17 protein-coding genes are annotated in these 16,544 nt (G+C 71.2%); 11 read left to right on the top strand and 6 right to left on the bottom strand.

All coding sequences use genetic code 11. The features are described 5' to 3' along the window. Nucleotides 1-27: 27 nt before the first annotated feature. Nucleotides 28-477: a carboxymuconolactone decarboxylase family protein gene (locus tag AB0G28_RS41135; RefSeq protein WP_361102714.1), complete on the bottom strand. Its 450-nt coding sequence runs from the start codon at nucleotides 475-477 to the stop codon at nucleotides 28-30. A gap of 76 nt (nucleotides 478-553) precedes the next feature. Here AB0G28_RS41135 and AB0G28_RS41140 point away from each other — a divergent pair, with 76 nt between their 5' ends. The 3 genes from AB0G28_RS41140 (at nucleotide 554) to AB0G28_RS41150 (ending at nucleotide 3,305) form a co-directional block, all read left to right on the top strand. Continuing rightward, on the top strand, nucleotides 554-1,420 hold the full coding sequence (locus AB0G28_RS41140; protein WP_361102716.1) for a sigma-70 family RNA polymerase sigma factor: 867 nt from the start codon (nucleotides 554-556) through the stop codon (nucleotides 1,418-1,420). Nucleotides 1,421-1,578: 158 nt separating this feature from the next. Further along, entirely contained in the window at nucleotides 1,579-2,676 is a 1,098-nt protein-coding gene (locus AB0G28_RS41145) for an S-(hydroxymethyl)mycothiol dehydrogenase (protein ID WP_361102718.1), read from the top strand. 65 nt (nucleotides 2,677-2,741) lie between these two features. Then, the gene (locus AB0G28_RS41150; RefSeq protein WP_361102720.1) at nucleotides 2,742-3,305 is read left to right on the top strand and encodes a gamma-glutamylcyclotransferase family protein; all 564 of its coding nucleotides are present in this window, start codon (nucleotides 2,742-2,744) and stop codon (nucleotides 3,303-3,305) included. Here the strand turns inward: AB0G28_RS41150 and AB0G28_RS41155 are convergent. Further along, entirely contained in the window at nucleotides 3,302-4,720 is a 1,419-nt protein-coding gene (locus AB0G28_RS41155; protein ID WP_361102747.1) for an FAD-binding oxidoreductase, read from the bottom strand. The genes AB0G28_RS41150 and AB0G28_RS41155 overlap by 4 nt on opposite strands. Before the next feature lie 298 nt (nucleotides 4,721-5,018). Here AB0G28_RS41155 and AB0G28_RS41160 point away from each other — a divergent pair, with 298 nt between their 5' ends. From AB0G28_RS41160 to AB0G28_RS41190, 7 genes are all read left to right on the top strand, one after another. Next, nucleotides 5,019-5,582: a helix-turn-helix domain-containing protein gene (locus AB0G28_RS41160; RefSeq protein ID WP_361102749.1), complete on the top strand. Its 564-nt coding sequence runs from the start codon at nucleotides 5,019-5,021 to the stop codon at nucleotides 5,580-5,582. Next, nucleotides 5,579-7,111: a glycerol-3-phosphate dehydrogenase/oxidase gene (locus AB0G28_RS41165; RefSeq protein WP_361102722.1), complete on the top strand. Its 1,533-nt coding sequence runs from the start codon at nucleotides 5,579-5,581 to the stop codon at nucleotides 7,109-7,111. Before AB0G28_RS41160 ends, AB0G28_RS41165 begins: the two co-directional genes overlap by 4 nt. Nucleotides 7,112-7,296: 185 nt before the next feature. After that, entirely contained in the window at nucleotides 7,297-7,566 is a 270-nt protein-coding gene (locus tag AB0G28_RS41170) for a helix-turn-helix transcriptional regulator (RefSeq protein ID WP_361102724.1), read from the top strand. Continuing rightward, nucleotides 7,563-8,111, top strand: coding sequence for a hypothetical protein (locus AB0G28_RS41175; RefSeq protein ID WP_361102727.1), 549 nt, complete (start codon nucleotides 7,563-7,565; stop codon nucleotides 8,109-8,111). Before AB0G28_RS41170 ends, AB0G28_RS41175 begins: the two co-directional genes overlap by 4 nt. After that, nucleotides 8,104-9,033 (top strand): ATP-binding cassette domain-containing protein, encoded by a 930-nt coding sequence (locus AB0G28_RS41180; protein WP_361102729.1) that lies wholly within the window; start codon nucleotides 8,104-8,106, stop codon nucleotides 9,031-9,033. Before AB0G28_RS41175 ends, AB0G28_RS41180 begins: the two co-directional genes overlap by 8 nt. Beyond that, nucleotides 9,030-10,220, top strand: a complete 1,191-nt coding sequence (locus AB0G28_RS41185) for an ABC transporter permease (RefSeq protein ID WP_361102731.1) — start codon at nucleotides 9,030-9,032, stop codon at nucleotides 10,218-10,220. The genes AB0G28_RS41180 and AB0G28_RS41185 overlap by 4 nt, the downstream gene beginning before the upstream one ends. Then, nucleotides 10,213-10,698 carry a GNAT family N-acetyltransferase gene (locus AB0G28_RS41190; RefSeq protein ID WP_361102733.1) on the top strand — a complete coding sequence of 162 codons (486 nt, stop codon included), beginning with the start codon at nucleotides 10,213-10,215 and terminating at the stop codon, nucleotides 10,696-10,698. The genes AB0G28_RS41185 and AB0G28_RS41190 overlap by 8 nt, the downstream gene beginning before the upstream one ends. Here the strand turns inward: AB0G28_RS41190 and AB0G28_RS41195 are convergent. The 4 genes from AB0G28_RS41195 to AB0G28_RS41210 form a co-directional block, all read right to left on the bottom strand. Next, the gene (locus AB0G28_RS41195) at nucleotides 10,688-12,028 is read right to left on the bottom strand and encodes a deoxyribodipyrimidine photo-lyase (protein ID WP_361102735.1); all 1,341 of its coding nucleotides are present in this window, start codon (nucleotides 12,026-12,028) and stop codon (nucleotides 10,688-10,690) included. The genes AB0G28_RS41190 and AB0G28_RS41195 overlap by 11 nt on opposite strands. Before the next feature lie 58 nt (nucleotides 12,029-12,086). Further along, complete coding sequence (locus tag AB0G28_RS41200; protein WP_361102737.1) at nucleotides 12,087-13,403, bottom strand: citrate synthase; 1,317 nt, start codon at nucleotides 13,401-13,403, stop codon at nucleotides 12,087-12,089. Nucleotides 13,404-13,601: 198 nt separating this feature from the next. Continuing rightward, complete coding sequence (locus AB0G28_RS41205; RefSeq protein WP_361102739.1) at nucleotides 13,602-14,543, bottom strand: carbohydrate kinase; 942 nt, start codon at nucleotides 14,541-14,543, stop codon at nucleotides 13,602-13,604. A 42-nt stretch (nucleotides 14,544-14,585) separates the two neighbouring features. Beyond that, nucleotides 14,586-15,167: a TetR/AcrR family transcriptional regulator gene (locus tag AB0G28_RS41210; RefSeq protein ID WP_361102741.1), complete on the bottom strand. Its 582-nt coding sequence runs from the start codon at nucleotides 15,165-15,167 to the stop codon at nucleotides 14,586-14,588. A gap of 101 nt (nucleotides 15,168-15,268) precedes the next feature. Between AB0G28_RS41210 and AB0G28_RS41215 the strand changes: the two genes are divergently transcribed. After that, complete coding sequence (locus AB0G28_RS41215; protein ID WP_361102743.1) at nucleotides 15,269-16,405, top strand: acyl-CoA dehydrogenase family protein; 1,137 nt, start codon at nucleotides 15,269-15,271, stop codon at nucleotides 16,403-16,405. Nucleotides 16,406-16,544: the final 139 nt, after the last annotated feature.

A 16,544-nucleotide genomic window follows, 5' to 3' on the forward strand; every position in this document is an offset into this window, starting at 1 on the left:
AGCCGGTAAGGAGGCCTTCACGGACCATCACCAGGTCTTGCCGGCCTGCTCGCGGATCGCGCGGTTGATCCGGTTGAAGAAGCCGGTGAGCGCGATGTGCGTGACGATCGCGGACAGCTGCTTCTCGTCGAAGTGCGCGGCCGCGGCCGCCCAGATCTCGTCGGTCACGCCGGGCTGGCCGTCCTGGATCCGCGTGGCGGCTTCGGTCAGCTCCAGCGCGGCCCGCTCCGGCTCGGTGAAGAACGGCGTCTCGCGCCAGGTGACGACGCTGTGCAGCCGATCGTCGGTTTCGCCCTGCTTCTTCGCCGCCTGGACGCCCGCGTAGGTGCACGGGGCGCAGCCGTTGATCTGGCTGGCCCGCAGGTGGACCAGCTCGAGCAGCAGCGGATCGACGCCGGCGCCGTGCACCACCTTGAACAGCTGCTGGACCGCGCCGGTCACGTCCGGATCGCTCCGGGTCTTCAGCCGTGGTTCCATCGTTCCTCCATCGGTTACCTGTGGCCCTCCGGGCCCGTCATGTCCACGACGGAGCGGAACCGAGGAAGGTAACGACATGCCCGACACGCTGGCCGAGACGTTCGAAGCGCAGCGCGACCGCCTGCGCGCGGTGGCCCACCGCGTGCTGGGCTCGGCCGCCGACGCCGAAGACGTGGTCCAGGAGGCGTGGCTGCGCCTCTCGCGCCAGGACGCGGCGGAGATCCACAACCTCGAAGGCTGGCTGACGACGGTGGTCGGCCGGATCAGTCTCGACGTGCTGCGCTCGCGCCGGGCGCGTCCCGAGGCGCCGTACGACGAGGTCGTCGTGGAGGTCGACGACGGCACCGCGCCGGAGGAGGACGTGGCCCTCGCCGACTCGGTGGGGCTGGCGCTGCTCGTGGTCCTGGAGACGCTGGGCCCGAACGAGCGGCTGGCGTTCGTGCTGCACGACCTGTTCGCGGTGCCGTTCGAGGAGATCGGCCGCATCCTCGGCAAGTCCGCCGGCGCGACCAAGATGCTCGCCAGCCGCGCCCGCCGGAAGGTCCGCACCCCGGCGCCTCCGGCACCGGCCGGTCGGGAGCAGCGAGAGGTCGTCCAGGCCTTCCTGACGGCAGCCCGCGACGGCGACTTCGAGGAGCTGCTGCGCATCCTCGACCCCGACGTGCGCCTGACGGTGGACACCCCGGACGGCGTGGTGGTGGTCCTCGGCGCGACGAACGTCGCGGCCGGCGCCCGCATCGGCGCGGCCGCGGGCGGCCGCGCGGTCCTCGTCGGCGGCTTGCCGGGCGTCGTGGCCTGGCACGCGGACGGCACCCCGATGTCGGTGGTGGCGTTCACGGTGGTCGACGGCCGGATCGTGAGCATCGCGTCGGTGGCCGACCCGGCGAAGCTCGCGTCGATGACCCTGCCGGAGCCGCCCGAAACTGCCGGTCCCTCCCGATAAGCTGGAAACCGGGGGCCGGAGGCCCACTCACCCAAGTCCGCCCGCCGAGTTGCGCAGGGCGCACCATGTTGCGCATTAACCACCCATGCGGATCTCGCCATACCCGCGCCATCCGTGGCAAGCTGCGGGCAGAGCCAGCAGCCGGAAGGTGGATTCGCATGCCGTACGAGGTCCAGGGGGTCGTTTCGCGGGCGAAGGGCGAGCCCGTCTCGCTGGAGACCGTCCTGGTTCCCGATCCCGGGCCCGGTGAGGCCGTCGTGAACGTCCAGGCCTGCGGGGTCTGCCACACCGACCTGCACTACCGCGAGGGCGGGATCAACGACGAGTTCCCGTTCCTGCTCGGCCACGAGGCCGCCGGCGTCGTCGAGGCGGTCGGCGAGGGCGTCACCGATCTCGAGCCGGGCGACTACGTCATCCTCAACTGGCGCGCGGTCTGTGGCACCTGCCGGGCCTGCAAGCGCGGCAAGCCGTGGTACTGCTTCTCGACGTTCAACGCCGCCCAGCCGATGACGCTCACCGACGGCACCAAGCTGTCGCCCGCCCTCGGCATCGGCGCCTTCCTCGAGAAGACGCTCGTCCACAGCGGACAGTGCACGAAAGTCGACAAGACGGCCGAGCCCGCCGTCGCCGGGCTGCTCGGCTGCGGGGTCATGGCCGGGCTGGGCGCGGCGATCAACACCGGCGCCGTCACCCGCGGCGACTCGGTCGCCGTCATCGGCTGCGGTGGCGTCGGTGACGCCGCCATCGCGGGCGCGAAGCTGGCCGGCGCCACCACGATCGTCGCGATCGACATGGACGACCGGAAGCTGGAGTGGGCCAAGGACTTCGGCGCCACCCACACCGTCAACAGCCGGGGCCTGGCCGAAAACCAGGTCGTCGAGGCCATGCAGGACGCCACCAGCGGATTCGGCCCCGACGTCGTGATCGACGCCGTCGGCCGGCCGGAGACCTGGCGGCAGGCCTTCTACGGGCGTGACCTCGCCGGCACGGTCGTCCTCGTCGGCGTCCCGACGCCCGAGATGCGGCTGAACGACCTGCCGCTGATCGACTTCTTCTCGCGCGGTGGTTCGCTGAAGTCGTCGTGGTACGGCGACTGCCTGCCGAGCCGCGACTTCCCGATGCTCGTCGACCTCTACCTGCAGGGCCGGCTGCCGCTCGACAAGTTCGTCACCGAGCGGATCGGCGTCGACGGCGTCGAGCAGGCCTTCGAGCGCATGCACCACGGTGACGTCCTGCGCAGCGTGGTGACGTTCTGATTCTCTTCGCCGACGCGGACTACCCGGCCGACCCCTACCCGGGGACCCGGCCGGGCTTCTCCTTCGTGCACGAAAACGGCGCCGGCCACCCGCTGGAGACGGCCCCGGAAGGCTGGCGTGACCGGCAGGCCGTGCTCGCCTACGGCTCCAACGCGAACCCGTCGAAGATCAGCTGGATGCGCGCCGAACTGGGACTCGAGGGCCCGGTCGTGGTCGCGCACGCACGCTGCGACGGACTCGCCGCGGTGTGGGCGTCCGGCCTCCGCTTCCGCGACGGCCAGCGCCCGGCGACACTGACCGCGCTGCCCGGCGTGGAGGAACACGCCGTCTGGTTCGTGACCCCGGACCAGCTCAGGGTGCTCGACATCTGCGAAGGCCGCGGCAACCGCTACCACCTCGTCCGGCTCACCGACCCGGACATCACGCTCGAAGACGGCAGCGCGGTCACCGACGTGCTGGCCTACATCGGCGCGGTGCCGATCCGGTACCCGCTGCTGGTCGACGGCAAGCCGGTGCGCACCGCCGACGTCCCGCAGGCGCAGGCCGTCGAGCTGACCGGCGAACCGGCCGACGGCCCCGGCGTCGCGTGCACCGTCGTCACGCCGCCGGACGGGCGCACCTTCCCCTAGACCAGCTTGCCCGGGTTGAGGATGCCGGTCGGATCCACCGCGGACTTGGCCGCCCGCAACACCTCGACGCCCAGCGCGCCGATCTCCGCGCTCAGGTAGGGCGCGTGGTCGACGCCGACGGCGTGGTGGTGCGAAATCGTGCCGAGCCCGGTGATCGCCTCGCAGGCCGCCGCCTTGGCCCGCTGCCACTGACCGACCGGATCGGCGTCGTCGCGGGCCGTCAGCACCGTGAAGTACAGCGACGCGCCCGTCTCGTACGCGTGCGAAATGTGGCACATGACGATCGCCCGGCCCAGCGACGCCGTCAGAGCAGCGCGGACGTCGTCACGCAGTTCGTCCACATTGGACCAGTAGGTCGCCGTCTCCAGCGTCTCGACGCAGACACCCCGGTCCAGCAACGCGTCGCGCTGGCGGGGTCCGGCGAACCGGCCGTGCCGCCACGACTCGCCGAGCGCTTTGCCGACGCGCACCGCGCCCGCCGTCTTGAGCCGCCGTGCCGTCTCACGGCGCCGCAGCGCGACGTCGTGCGCGGTGCCTTCCCAGCCGACGATGAGGAAACACGGCCGCCGCACCCCGCGCGCGGCGAGGTAGCGGCGCAGCACCGTCGTCTTGAGCCCGGCGTTCAGCGCCAGCGACACCTCGGTCTCGTCGCCGTCGGACAGCCGCGTGACGTCGGCGAGCGCGTGGTGCTGCGCGAGGTCCCGCACCGCCTCCGCACCGGCCGTCCAGCCGGGCAGCGCGTAACCCTCGTAGCGCCGGACCGGCGGGACCGGCCGTACCCGCAGCGCGACTTCGGTGATCACACCGAGTGTTCCCTCGCTGCCGATCGCGAGCTGGCGCAGGTCCGGCCCGGCCGCGGACGCCGGCGCGACGCCGAGCTTCCACGCGCCACGAGGGGTCGCCAGCCGCACGCCGGTCACCATGTCCTCGAACCGCCCGTAGCCCGACGACGCCTGGCCGGCCGAGCGCGTCGCCGCGAACCCGCCGATCGTGGCCCGTTCGAACGACTGCGGTACGTGCCCGAGCGTCAGGCCGTGCTCGCCGAGGAGGCGCTCCGCTTCGGGACCGCGGACGCCGGCCTGCAGGACGGCGATGCGCGACTCGGCGTCGACCGACACGAGCGCGTCGAGCCGGACGAGGTCGAGCGCGATCACCGACGCCTTCTCCCCGCGCAGCGCCGCGACGCCGCCGACGACCGAAGTGCCGCCGCCGAAGGGCACGACTCCGACGTCGTGCCGGACGCAGACGTCGAGCACCGCCTGGACCTCGTCGGGGCCGGCGGGCAGCACGACCGCGTCGGGGACGGGGAAATCCGCGGACGGCGAACGGCGCCGCAGAAGGTCGAGGTAGGACAGTCCGGTCGCCCGCGCCAGCCGGGCCACGTCGTCCACCAGCACGTTTTCCGCACCGACCACTTTTGACAACGCCGCGACAGCAGATTCGTCCAGTTTCGGTGACGGTATTTCCACCGGCATTCCGGGCGCCGCTGCGGCGCCGGGGGCCACCGGACCTATACGCTGTTCAAGCCACCTGGCCGCACGCGCGGGCAGCTGGGCGGCGTCAGCGGCTTCCGCCGTCCATGACCGGCGGATGCGGTGGTCAATGAGGACGTTCACGTCTACAGTGTGACACATGGATGTGAAACGTCACACTCCCCAGACCGCGGGTTCGTCCGCGCTCGCGGACACCCGGAACCGGCAGACGGCGACCCGCGTGGCCGACGACGTGCTGCTCGACGCCGCGCGCGCGTGCGTGCTCAACGTCGGTGTGCGCCGCACCACACTCGCCGAAATCGCCCGCACCGCGCGGGTCAGCCGGATGACGGTCTACCGCCGCTTCCCCGACGTCCGCAGCGTGCTCGCCGCCCTGATGACGCGCGAGTTCAGCGGGCTGCTGCGCGCGGCCAGCGAACGCGGCGCCGAAGCCGCGAACAGCCGCGAACGCCTGGTCCTGATCGCCGCGGCCGGGATCCGCGCGCTGTCGGGCGATCCGCTGTTCCGCACCCTGCTCGACGTCGACCCCGAGCTGGTCCTGCCGTACATCGTGGAGCGGCTCGGCGCGACCCAGCAGTTCGCCGAGCAGGTGCTGCACCAGCTGCTGGAGGCCGGCCACGAGGACGGTTCGATCCGGCGGGCACCGGTCGCCGCGCAGTCGCGGTCGGTGCTGCTGGTGGTCCAGTCGTTCGCGTTCTCGCTGCGGCCGGCGACCGCGGACGTCGGCGAGCAGGCGTTGATGGCGGAGTTCGCCCACGTGCTCGACGCGGCGCTGAAGCCATGACGTCCGGCTCGCTCAACGCGCGGCGCCGCGAACGCGAGCTCGCGGCGCTGGCGTCGGGCGAGCGCGTCGACGTGGTCGTGGTCGGCGGCGGCGTCACCGGCACCGGAATCGCTTTGGACGCGGCCTCGCGCGGGTTGTCGGTGGCGCTTGTCGAAGCGCACGATCTCGCCTTCGGGACGTCACGCTGGTCTTCGAAGCTCGTGCACGGCGGCCTGCGGTACCTGGCGCACGGCGAGCTCGGCCTGGCGCACGAAAGCGCCGTGGAGCGCGGCATCCTGATGACACGCACGGCACCGCACCTCACGCGCGCGATGCCGCAGTTGTTTCCGTTGTACGCCGGCACTTCGCGGTTTCAGGAAGCGCTTGTCGCGGCCGGGCTGCGAGCCGGGGACGGCCTCCGCCGCGCAGCGCGCACGCCGTCGTCGGTACTGCCGCGGCCCCGCAAGATCCCGGCGGCCGAAGCCTTGGCGCTGGCCCCCGGCCTTTCCGCGCACGGTTTGCGCGGCGCGTTGCTGGCCTACGACGGCGCCTTGGTCGACGACGCCCGGCTGGTGATCTCGCTCGCCCGCACGGCGGCGACGTTCGGCGCTCGCATTCTCACGAGGCTTTCGGCGTCGTCGCTTTCCGCGGACCGGGTCACGGTCCGCGACGGCCTCTCGGGCGACACCCTGGACATCCACGCCCGCCAGGTGATCAACGCGACGGGCGTGTGGGCGGGAACGCTGACGGGCGCGGTGCGGTTGCGGCCGTCGCTCGGCTCGCACCTGGTGCTCGCGCCGGGAACGGTGCCGTTGGGGACGACGTCGGTGAACATCGGCGTGCCGGGCGAGACCAACCGGTTCGTCTTCCTGCTCCCCCAGCCGGACGGCCGGGTCTACTTGGGACTCACGGACGAGCCGATCTCGGGCCCGATCCCGGACGTACCAGTCGTTCCGGAGTCCGATGTGGACTTCCTTCTCTCGCTGGCGTCGTCGGTACTGGCCCGCCCCTTGACCCGCGCGGACGTCGCCGGATCGTTCGCCGGCTTGCGGCCACTGGTGGCCGGAGGCGGCCGGTCAGCGGACCTGTCCCGCAAGCACGCGGTCCTGGCCGGCACGGACGGCCTGCTGACGGTGGTCGGCGGCAAGCTGACGACGTACCGCCGGATGGCCGAGGACGCGGTCGACGCAGCCGTGCGACTGGCGGGGCTCTCGGCTTCCCCTTGCCGCACAACGCGGTTGCCGCTATTGGGCGCTTCTCCGCGTCTGTCTCTTGTGGACGCTTCACCGCGCCTGGTGGCCCGGTACGGCACGGAAGCCCCTCGCGTGGCAGCACTGGGCGAGCTGGACGCGGAGTTCGCGGCCCCGGTGGCCCCGGGAACGGAGATCACGGCGGCGGAGATCGTCTGGGCGGTCCGGAACGAGGGAGCACTGGACGTCGAGGACGTGCTGGAGCGCCGCACCCGGCTGTCGCTGATCCCCGCCGACGCCGCCGCGGCGGCTCCGCGGGTGGCGGAGCTTGTCGACAAGTCCCTCGCCGGGCTGGTCTGACCGAAAGCGGCCCCCGCCACTCCCAGGGGGGCGTCCCCAGGTCCATTCTATCGGCACCCCCCGACGAAACCCGGCGGAAAGCCGCCACTCCGGCCGGTTGTCCACATCGCAGCCACTCTGTGGACAAGCCGGACTTGATGTTCTCTTAAGTTGACGTCCTGTTGGGTTTTTGCAACAGTATGTTCATGAGTCCGGTCAGACGCGGCAAGGAGCTGCCGATCTACAACCGGCTTGCCGTGCTCCGCGCCGAGCGCGGGATGAGCAGGGCCGCGCTCGCGACCGCCGTCGAGGTCAATCCGCAGACCATCGGGGCGCTTGAGCGGGGTGACCACTATCCGAGCCTGGATCTGGCGTTCCGGATCTGCGCCGTGTTCGACCTGCCGGTCGAAGCCGTGTTCGGCCGCGAACCGTTCACGCCACTGTCCACCCAGGTCTACCGCGAGGGGGGAGCATGACCGAGCAGCAGGGCCGGCTCGCGGCCTACTGGGAACGCCAGCTCGACAAGCTGGACGAGCGCGAACAACGGCGCGCGCGGAAGCTGCCGGGCTGGCGCACGCGGAAGCGCCGCCGGACGCTGACCCTCGTCGTCGCCGCCGGGGATGCCGGGCTCATCGTGGCCGCGGCCGTCTTCAAGACCACGCCGCCCTGGGTGTTCTTCGTGCTCTGGCTGGGCGCGTTCGTCGTCGGTGGCGCCGGGTTCGTCCTGCTGCGGATCCTCACCGGGCGGATCAGCGGTGGCTTCTCGCGGCTGCTCGACGAGCGGGAACGCGAGTGGCGCCACCGCATCACGTTCATCGGCTACGAGGTCCTCGTGTACCTGATGATCGTCGCGATGTTCTACGCGATGGCGGTCGCGGACCTGCCCGAAGGAGGCTGGCGCGGCGCGATGATGCTGTCCGCGCTGCTGGTCACCGGCGCCACCATCCCGTCCATCGTGCTGGGCTGGTCGCTGCCGGACGACGACCCCGAAGACTTCGAAGAGGGGATGGGGAATGACTGAGGGGACACTGGAGATCGACGGGATCTCCAAGCGCTACGGCGCGAAAGTCGCGCTGGACGGCGTCTCGTTCGACGTCCGCGCCGGGGAGCTGTTCGGCTTCGTCGGCAGCAACGGTGCCGGCAAGACGACCACGATGCGGATCGCGCTGGGGGTCTTGGCCGCCGACGGCGGCGAGGTCCGCTTCGACGGCGCGAAGATCACGCACGAGACCCGCACGCACATCGGCTACATGCCGGAGGAACGCGGGCTGTACCCGAAGATGAAGGTCCTGGAACAGCTGGTCTACCTGGCCGAGCTGCACGGGCTGAGCACCGACGAGGCACACCGCAACGCCGAGAGCTGGATCGGCAGGCTCGGGCTGGCCGACCGCCGCAAGGACGAGGTGCAGAAGCTCAGCCTCGGCAACCAGCAGCGCGTCCAGCTGGCCGCCGCGCTGGTGCACGACCCGGCCGTGCTGGTGCTCGACGAGCCGTTCTCCGGCCTCGACCCGCTCGCGGTCGACGTCATGAGCGGCGTCCTGCGGGAGAAGGCCGCGGCGGGGGTGCCGGTGGTGTTCTCCAGCCACCAGCTCGACCTCGTCGAGCGGCTGTGCGACCGCGTCGGGATCATCCGCGGCGGCCGGATGGTGGCCGTCGGCACGGTCGCCGAACTGACCGCGGGCGCCAGCAGCAAGCTCGTCGTGACCGCCCCGGCGGCGCACTCCGGCTGGGCCGCGGGCCTGCCCGGCGTCCGCGTGCTGGAGGAGAATGGCGCCACCACCGTGCTCGACCTCGAACCGGGCGCGGACGACCAGACCGTGCTCGCCGCGGCCCTGGCGACCGGGCCCGTCACCGAGTTCAGCCGCCGTCGCCGTTCGCTGACCGAGCTGTTCCGCGATGCGGTGTCCCTGGATGTCGCAGCCGAGAAGGGGGAACCGCGATGAGGACGCTGAGTGCCCGCCGGGCCGTCTGGCTCGTGCTGAAGCGCGAGCTGAACACGCGGCTGCGGACGCGGTCGTTCGTGGTCGGCACCGCCGTACTGCTGGTGCTGCTGCTCGGTTACGTCGTGTTCCAGACGGCGCTGGCCGGTTCGTCGGACAAGAGCACGGTCGGGCTGACCGGGCAGGCGATCGGGATCGCCCGGCAGCTGCAGACCGAAGCCGCGCTCTCGGGCCGGGAGATCACCACGGTTGTCGTCACCGACCCGGCCGAGGGCCGGAAGAAGGTGGAGGACGGCGACTTCGACGCGCTCGTCTCGGGCAGCGCGGCGAAGCTGACCGCCACCTACAAGTCCTCTTTGGACGATCAGCTGCGCCGCGTGCTCGACCAGGTCGCGCAGCAGCAGGTGCTCGACGGCGTGCTGTCGTCCGCCCAGCTCGAGCCCGCCGAGGTGATGACCCGGGTCAACAGCACCCACGTGCAGGACGACGCGATCTCGCCCGAGCCCGCGGACCACACGCAGCGGCTGGTCGTCGGCCTGGTCGTGGCGTTCCTGCTGTACATGAGCATCATCACCTACGGGATGATGGTCGCCCAGGGCGTCGTCGAGGAGAAGTCGAGCCGAGTCGTGGAGATCCTCCTCGCCAGCGTGCGGCCGTGGCAGCTGTTGCTGGGCAAGGTGATCGGGCTCGGCCTGGTCGGCCTGACCCAGCTGGTCATCCTGGGCGCGGTCGGGCTGGGCGCCGCGACGGCGACCGGGGTGTTCACCCTGTCCGGCTTCGCGACCGGCGCGGTGTTGTGGGGGCTGCTCTGGTACCTGCTGGGATTCCTGTTGTACGCCACGGTCTACGGCGCGCTGGGCTCGCTGGTCTCCCGGCAGGAGGACACCCAGTCGGTCGTCGGGCCGCTCAACATCATCCTGGTCGTCGGGTTCATCGCGGGGTTCAACCTGCTGGTCCAGAACCCGGCCGGCTCGGCGACGAAGATCGTCTCGCTGATCCCCCTGCTGTCGCCGATCCTGATGCCGGCCCGCATCTCGACGGGCGCGGCGGCGGGCTGGGAGATCGCGGTGTCGCTGACGCTGACCGTCGCCTGCGTCGCGCTGCTGACCTGGGTGGGCGGCAAGATCTACGGCAACAGCGTCCTGCGGATCGGCAGCCGCATCAAGCTGTCGGAGGCCCTGCGTGGCTGAGGTGCGGGTGGCGCGGCCCGGCGATGTGCCCGCCATCAGCAGGTTCGGCGAGGTGCACGTCCGGGCGCACTACGCGCCGCTGATCGGCGCGGCCGCCGCGGCCGCGCAGGTCCGCGACTGGTGGAACGAGACGCACCTGTCGGCGGCCGTGGCGGGCGGGCTGGTGGTCGTCGCCGAGGACGGCGGGGAACTCGCCGGCGTCGGGCAACGCGGGCGCAACGGCCCCGACCACGTGGTCTACAAGCTCTACGTCCACCCTGGGCAGCGCGGCCGGGGGCTCGGCCCGCGGTTGCTCGACGCCCTCGTCGCGCGGCTGCCCGCCGACGCCGGACGGCTGTACATCGAGCACTTCGCGGCCAACGAGCGAGCCGGCGCGTTCTACGAGCGCGAGGGTTTCACCGTGGACCGGATCGAGCCGAGTGCCACCGGCGATCCCGCGCTCGCCGTCGTGTGGCGCGTCCGCCCGCTCACGACGTGATCTTTCCGTACCGCTCCAAGGACACCTGGCGCTCGTGGGCGTGGTCGACCATCGGCGCCGGGTACTCCTCGGGGCGGTCCTTCGGCTTGTGCACCGCCTTGCCCGCGACCGAGCGCAGCTCCGGCACGTACTTGCGCACGTAGTCGCCGTCCGGGTCGAACTTCTCGCCCTGGGTCGTCGGGTTGAAGACGCGGAAGTACGGCGCCGCGTCCGTGCCGCAGCCCGCCACCCACTGCCAGTTCAGCTGGTTCGAGGCCAGGTCGCCGTCCACCAGGTGCTTCATGAAGTGGCGGGCGCCCAGCCACCACGGCAGGTGCAGGTCCTTCACCAGGAAGCTCGCCACGACCATCCGCACCCGGTTGTGCATCCAGCCTTCGGCGAGCAGCTGCCGCATGCCGGCGTCGACGATCGGGTAGCCGGTCCGGCCCGCGCACCACCGCTCGAACGCTTCGCGGTCGTCGTCGTACTTCATCCCGTCGAACCGGCGGTCGTAGTTCTCGCGCGCGGTCTCGGGCCGGTGCCACAGGACGTCGGCGTGGAACTCGCGCCAGCACAGCTCGCTCCGCAACGACTTCGCGCCCGGGCTGTCGTCGAGGTCCGCCAGCAGCGTCCGCGGGTGCACGCACCCCCAACGCAGGTACGGCGAAAGCCGGGTGGTGCCGGCGAGGTCCGGCCGGTCGCGGTCGGTCTCGTAGGTTTCGACGCCGCCGTCGAGGAACGCGTGCCACACGTGCAGCGCGGCCCGCTCGCCCGGCTCGGGCAGCACCGCGGAAACCTCGGGCGGCCGCGGAATCCCCCAGGACGACGGCGGCTCGATCCAGTCCACAAGGGACGACGCAGTTTCGGCGGGAGCGCGCCAGCCGTGCGCGGTCCAGGCGCGGAAGAACGGCGTGAAGACGCGGTACGGGTCGCCGTCCGGCTTGGTGACGCGCCCCGGCGTCACGGCGTACGGCGAGCCCGTCTCGACCCAGTCGATGTTGTTCTCCGCCAACGCCTTCGCCACGGCGGCGTCGCGACGGCGGCCATACGGCCCGCAGTCCGTGCTCACGTGCACCGCGGCCGCCCCCACCGAACGCGCCGCCAGGACGACCTCGATCGCGGGGTCCCCGCGCACCACCATCAGCCGGCCGCCGAGCTGCTCGTCCAAGGCCCGGAGGCAGCCGTACAGGAACGCCTCCCGAGGAGCACCGCCCGGCTTCAGCAGCGCGTCGTCGAGGACGTACAGCGCGAGGACGTGCTTACTGTGGCGGGACGCCTCCAGCAGCGCGGCGTGGTCACCGAGCCGCAGGTCGCGGCGGAACCACAGGACAACCGGCGCTTCTCTGGTCACGCCGGAACGATAAGCGCCCCGCCGTGCGGATGCACGACGGGGCGCTTGTACCAAAGAATCAGCGCTCGCTGATCGCGGTGTAGTCCCGCGAAGCGTGGCCGGTGTAGATCTGGCGCGGGCGGCCGATCTTGGTGGCCGGGTCGTTGATCATCTCGCGCCAGTGCGCGATCCAGCCCGGGAGCCGGCCGAGCGCGAACAGCACCGTGAAGAACTTCGTCGGGAAGCCCAGCGCCCGGTAGATCAGGCCGGTGTAGAAGTCCACGTTCGGGTACAGCTTCCGCTCGACGAAGTAGTCGTCGGAAAGCGCCGTCTCCTCGAGCTTCTTGGCGATGTCGAGCAGCTGGTCGCCGCCCTTCAGCTTGCCGAGGATCTCGTCCGCCGTGCTCTTGATGATCTTCGCGCGCGGGTCGTAGTTCTTGTAGACCCGGTGCCCGAAGCCCATGAGCTTGACACCCTTTTCCTTGTTCTTCACCCGGTTCACGAACTGGGCGACGTCGCCGCCGGAGTCGCGGATGCCCTCGAGCATGTCGAGCACCGCGGAGTTCGCGCCGCCGTGCAGCGGGCCGAACAGGGCGTTGATGCCGGCGGAGATCGAGGCGAACAGGTTCGCCTCGGACGAGCCGACCAGGCGCACGGTCGAGGTCGAGCAGTTCTGCTCGTGGTCGGCGTGCAGGATGAACAGCAGGTCGAGCGCCTTGGCGGCCTCGGGGTCGACCTCGTACGGCTCGGCCGGGAAGCCGAACGTCATCCGGAGGAAGTTCTCGACCAGGCCCAGCGAGTTGTCGGGGTACAGCAGCGGCTGGCCGACGGACTTCTTGTACGCGTACGCGGCCAGGGTCGGCAGCTTGGCCAGCAGCCGGACCGTGGACAGCTCGACGTTGGGCTCGTCGAACGGGTTGAGCGAGTCCTGGTAGAAGGTCGACAGCGCCGAAACCGCGCTCGACAGGACCGGCATCGGGTGGGCGTCACGGGGGAAGCCGCTGAAGAACGCCTTCAGGTCCTCGTGGAGCAGCGTGTGCCGCTGGATCTTCTCGGTGAAGTCGGCCAGCTGGGCCTGCGTCGGCAGCTCGCCGTAGATGAGCAGGTAGGAGACCTCGATGAAGGTCGACTTCTCGGCCAGCTGCTCGATCGGGTAACCGCGGTAGCGGAGGATGCCGGCGTCACCGTCGATGTAGGCGATGGCCGACGACGCGGCGCCGGTGTTGACGAAACCGGGGTCGTAGGTGATGTACCCCGTCTGCGCCAGCAGCTTCCCCAGTTCGATCCCGGGCGCGCCCTCGACCGGGTGGACGATCTTGAACTCGTGTTCGCCACTCGGCAGGGTCAGCTTCGCGGTTTCGCCGTACGCCTGCCCCGCAGTCGTCGCGTCGGACATGCAAGTCCCTCTCACGTTTGGGCACGGGCCGGCGGCGCCTGTACGTTTCACAGGTAGCCACGTGTTCACGCGAGGAAACACTGGCGCCTCGCTGCACACCGCCCCGCTGGGGTATGAAGAATGCCCCTCAACGTTAGTCGAGAAACGTGCCTTCGCGCAGCGGTGACGTTGCTCCTGAGGGCCGCTTTGGGACCAGGTTCACACGGCCGACGCCATGTCGGCGGACGTGGGCGGCTCGGCGCCGCTGCGGGACACCGTGATCGACGCCGCTTTCGCCGCGAAGGCGAGGGCCTCCCGCCACGCGCCGGCGTCGAGAGACGCCAGGTCGGCGCCGTCGTGGGTGTGCAGCCAGGCCAGCAGGGCGCCCTGGACGGTGTCGCCCGCGCCGATGGTGTCCGCGACGGCGACTTTCCGCGACGGCACGTGGGCCAGCTCACCTGCGGCGGTGATCACGGCGAGCCCGTCGGCACCCCGGGTGAGCACCACGGCGTCCACACCGGACTCGATCCACGTCTTCGCGGCGGCGACCGGGTCGGCGCCCTCGGTGAGCCACGCGGCGTCGTCGTCGGAGATCTTCAGCAGCCGGACGTCCGGCAGCCAGGACGCGAACCGGGCCCGGTAGGCGGCCGGGTCGGTGATGAGCGCCTCGCGGATGTTGGGGTCGAGGACGGTCAGCACGCCACGAGCGGCTTCGCGGCGCAGCATCGCCTCGTACGCCGAGGCGCCGGGCTCGAGGACCATGCCGAGGGTGCCGAGTGAGAGCGCGGTCACATTCTCGGGCAGCGGGCCCGGGTCCGCGACGAGCCGGTCGGCGGTGCCCTCGACGTAGAACGAGTAGCGCGCGGCACCCTTCGCGTCGAGCGCCACGACGGCGAGCGTCGTCGGCTCGTCACCACGCTGCAGCAGCGAGGTGTCGACGGCGGAGGCGTGCAGGCGCTCGATCATCGCGTCGCCGAAGCGATCGGTGGACACGCGCGAGAGGAACGCCGCCGGCACGCCGAGGCGGCCGGCGGCCAGCGCGACGTTGTACGGCCCGCCGCCGAGCCGCGGCAGCAGCGCGCGCAGCCCACCGTCCACAGTGGAATCCAGGGGGTCGCCGGGAACCAGGTCGACCAGAGCTTCTCCGCCTACGACGATCACGCCGGGGAGTTTAATCGAGTATCGGCTGACAATTCCTGTCCGCTATTTGTTCAAGCCGCCGAGGAGCAGTTCGCCCAAAGCGGTGAACGCCTCGGCGTCGGAGACGTCCGTCCGCCGGCGGAGCACCCCCGTCTGGATGCCTTCGATGATCAGCCCGGTCATCTCGGCCACCAGCCGGGCGTGGACGTCCCGGAAGACGCCGTCGGCGACACCCTGGTCGATGAACTGCCGGAGCCGTTTCGCGGCGAACCGGCTGTTGAGCTGGTAGGCCTCGCGGGCCGGGCCGAACTCGGCGAGGTCGCGCATGAACGACGGCGACGCCCGGTTGAGGTGCTCGGCGACGCCCGCGAGGTATTCGCCGATGAGCTTGCGGGCGTCGTCGATCCCGGCGATGCGCTCCTCGATCCGCTCCGCGGCGCCCCGGAAGAACCGGGTGACGACCTTGACGGCGAGCTGCTCCTTGCTGGGCGCGAGCGCGTAGAGCGTCGACTTCGAACAGCGCAGGCGGCCGGCGAGGTCGTCGAGGGTGAAGGCGGCGAAGCCCTCGTCGAGGAAGAGCGCCTCGAGGTCGGCGAGCAGGGCGCGCTGACGGGCGGTCGGCCGTCGGCGGGGTTCGGGGCGCATCGGCTCACTATCTCCTACGTCTTCCGGAGACCCCAGGCCTGTCGTACTGTACTATAGACAGGCCCACAGTACTGTTTTCAGTACGGTTTTGGAGGACGAAGATGCCCGCCGAACGACTGCTGCCTTCCCCGGAAGCCGCAGAGCTGATCGCTCTGACCAGGGAAATCGCGCGCGACGAACTCGCTCCGCGGGCGGCGGCGGCCGAGGAAGCCGAGCAGTTCCCGCGTGAGCAGTTCCGCCTGCTCGGCAAGTCCGGGCTGCTGGGCCTGCCCTACGCCGAGCGCTGGGGCGGCGGCGAGGTGCCGTACGAGGTCTACCTGCAGGTCCTCGAGGAGATCGCGACGGCGTGGATGACGGTCGGCGTCGGGCTGTCGGTGCACACGATGTCCTGCTACGCGCTGGCGGAGTACGGCACCGACGAGCAGCGCGACCAGTGGCTGCCGGACATGCTCGAAGGCTCGCTCTTGGGCGCGTACGCGCTGTCGGAGACGCAGGCGGGCTCGGACGCGGCGGCGCTGTCGACGCGCGCGCGTCTCGACGGCTCGGACTACGTCGTGAACGGCACGAAGGCGTGGATCACGCACGCGGGAGTGGCGGACTTCTACACGACGATGGTCCGCACGGGCGAGCAGGAGATCTCGTGCCTGCTGGTCGACGGGGCCACGGAGGGCCTGTCGGCGGCACCGCGGGAGCGGAAGATGGGCCTCACCGGCTCCCCGACGGCCCAGCTGATCTTCGACGGCGCCCGGGTCCCCGCGTCCCGCCTCCTGGGCGCGCCGGGCGACGGGCTCCGCATCGCGTTGTCGTCGCTGAGCTCGGGCCGGCTCGGGATCGCCGCGTGCGCGGTCGGCCTCGCCCAGGCGGCGCTGGACGAGGCCGTGGCGTACGCGAAGGGGCGGTCGCAGTTCGGCCGCCCGATCATCGACTTCCAGGGGATCGAGTTCCTGCTGGCGGACATGGCGGCGACGGTCGAGGCGTCGCGCGCGCTGTACCTGGACGCGGCCCGGCGCCGCGACCGCGGGATGCCCTTCAAGCGGCAGGCCTCGATCGCCAAGCTGGTGGCGACCGACGGCGCGATGAAGGTGACGACGGACGCCGTCCAGGTCCTCGGCGGCGCCGGGTACACGCGGGACTTCCCGGTGGAGCGGTACATGCGGGAGGCCAAGGTCCCCCAGATCTTCGAGGGCACGAACCAGATCCAGCGGATCGTCATCGCGCGGGAGCTCAAGGCTTCTTGACGCTGGTTTCCCAGACTCGCATCGCACACCCCCTTCCTTCGCGCGTGGTGGGGGCGGCGGGTGAGCGGGCGCACCACCCCCACCCCCCCGGCGGGGTTCGGTATCGGTTGTGGCCCGCCAGCGGGGGAGACGCCGGGCC

The organism is Amycolatopsis sp. NPDC021455, from assembly GCF_040640995.1.
Taxonomy (GTDB): domain Bacteria; phylum Actinomycetota; class Actinomycetes; order Mycobacteriales; family Pseudonocardiaceae; genus Amycolatopsis.

Excerpts from the sequence above, each read along its gene's own strand:
- AB0G28_RS41215 (WP_361102743.1), top strand. The coding sequence starts at position 15,269 with ATGCCCGCCGAACGACTGCTGCCTTCCCCGGAAGCCGCAGAGCTGATC.
- AB0G28_RS41165 (WP_361102722.1), top strand. The coding sequence starts at position 5,579 with ATGACGTCCGGCTCGCTCAACGCGCGGCGCCGCGAACGCGAGCTCGCG.
- AB0G28_RS41135 (WP_361102714.1), bottom strand. The coding sequence starts at position 477 with ATGGAACCACGGCTGAAGACCCGGAGCGATCCGGACGTGACCGGCGCG.
- AB0G28_RS41140 (WP_361102716.1), top strand. The coding sequence starts at position 554 with ATGCCCGACACGCTGGCCGAGACGTTCGAAGCGCAGCGCGACCGCCTG.
- AB0G28_RS41175 (WP_361102727.1), top strand. The coding sequence starts at position 7,563 with ATGACCGAGCAGCAGGGCCGGCTCGCGGCCTACTGGGAACGCCAGCTC.
- AB0G28_RS41185 (WP_361102731.1), top strand. The coding sequence starts at position 9,030 with ATGAGGACGCTGAGTGCCCGCCGGGCCGTCTGGCTCGTGCTGAAGCGC.
- AB0G28_RS41200 (WP_361102737.1), bottom strand. The coding sequence starts at position 13,403 with ATGTCCGACGCGACGACTGCGGGGCAGGCGTACGGCGAAACCGCGAAG.
- AB0G28_RS41145 (WP_361102718.1), top strand. The coding sequence starts at position 1,579 with ATGCCGTACGAGGTCCAGGGGGTCGTTTCGCGGGCGAAGGGCGAGCCC.
- AB0G28_RS41180 (WP_361102729.1), top strand. The coding sequence starts at position 8,104 with ATGACTGAGGGGACACTGGAGATCGACGGGATCTCCAAGCGCTACGGC.
- AB0G28_RS41210 (WP_361102741.1), bottom strand. The coding sequence starts at position 15,167 with ATGCGCCCCGAACCCCGCCGACGGCCGACCGCCCGTCAGCGCGCCCTG.
- AB0G28_RS41170 (WP_361102724.1), top strand. The coding sequence starts at position 7,297 with ATGAGTCCGGTCAGACGCGGCAAGGAGCTGCCGATCTACAACCGGCTT.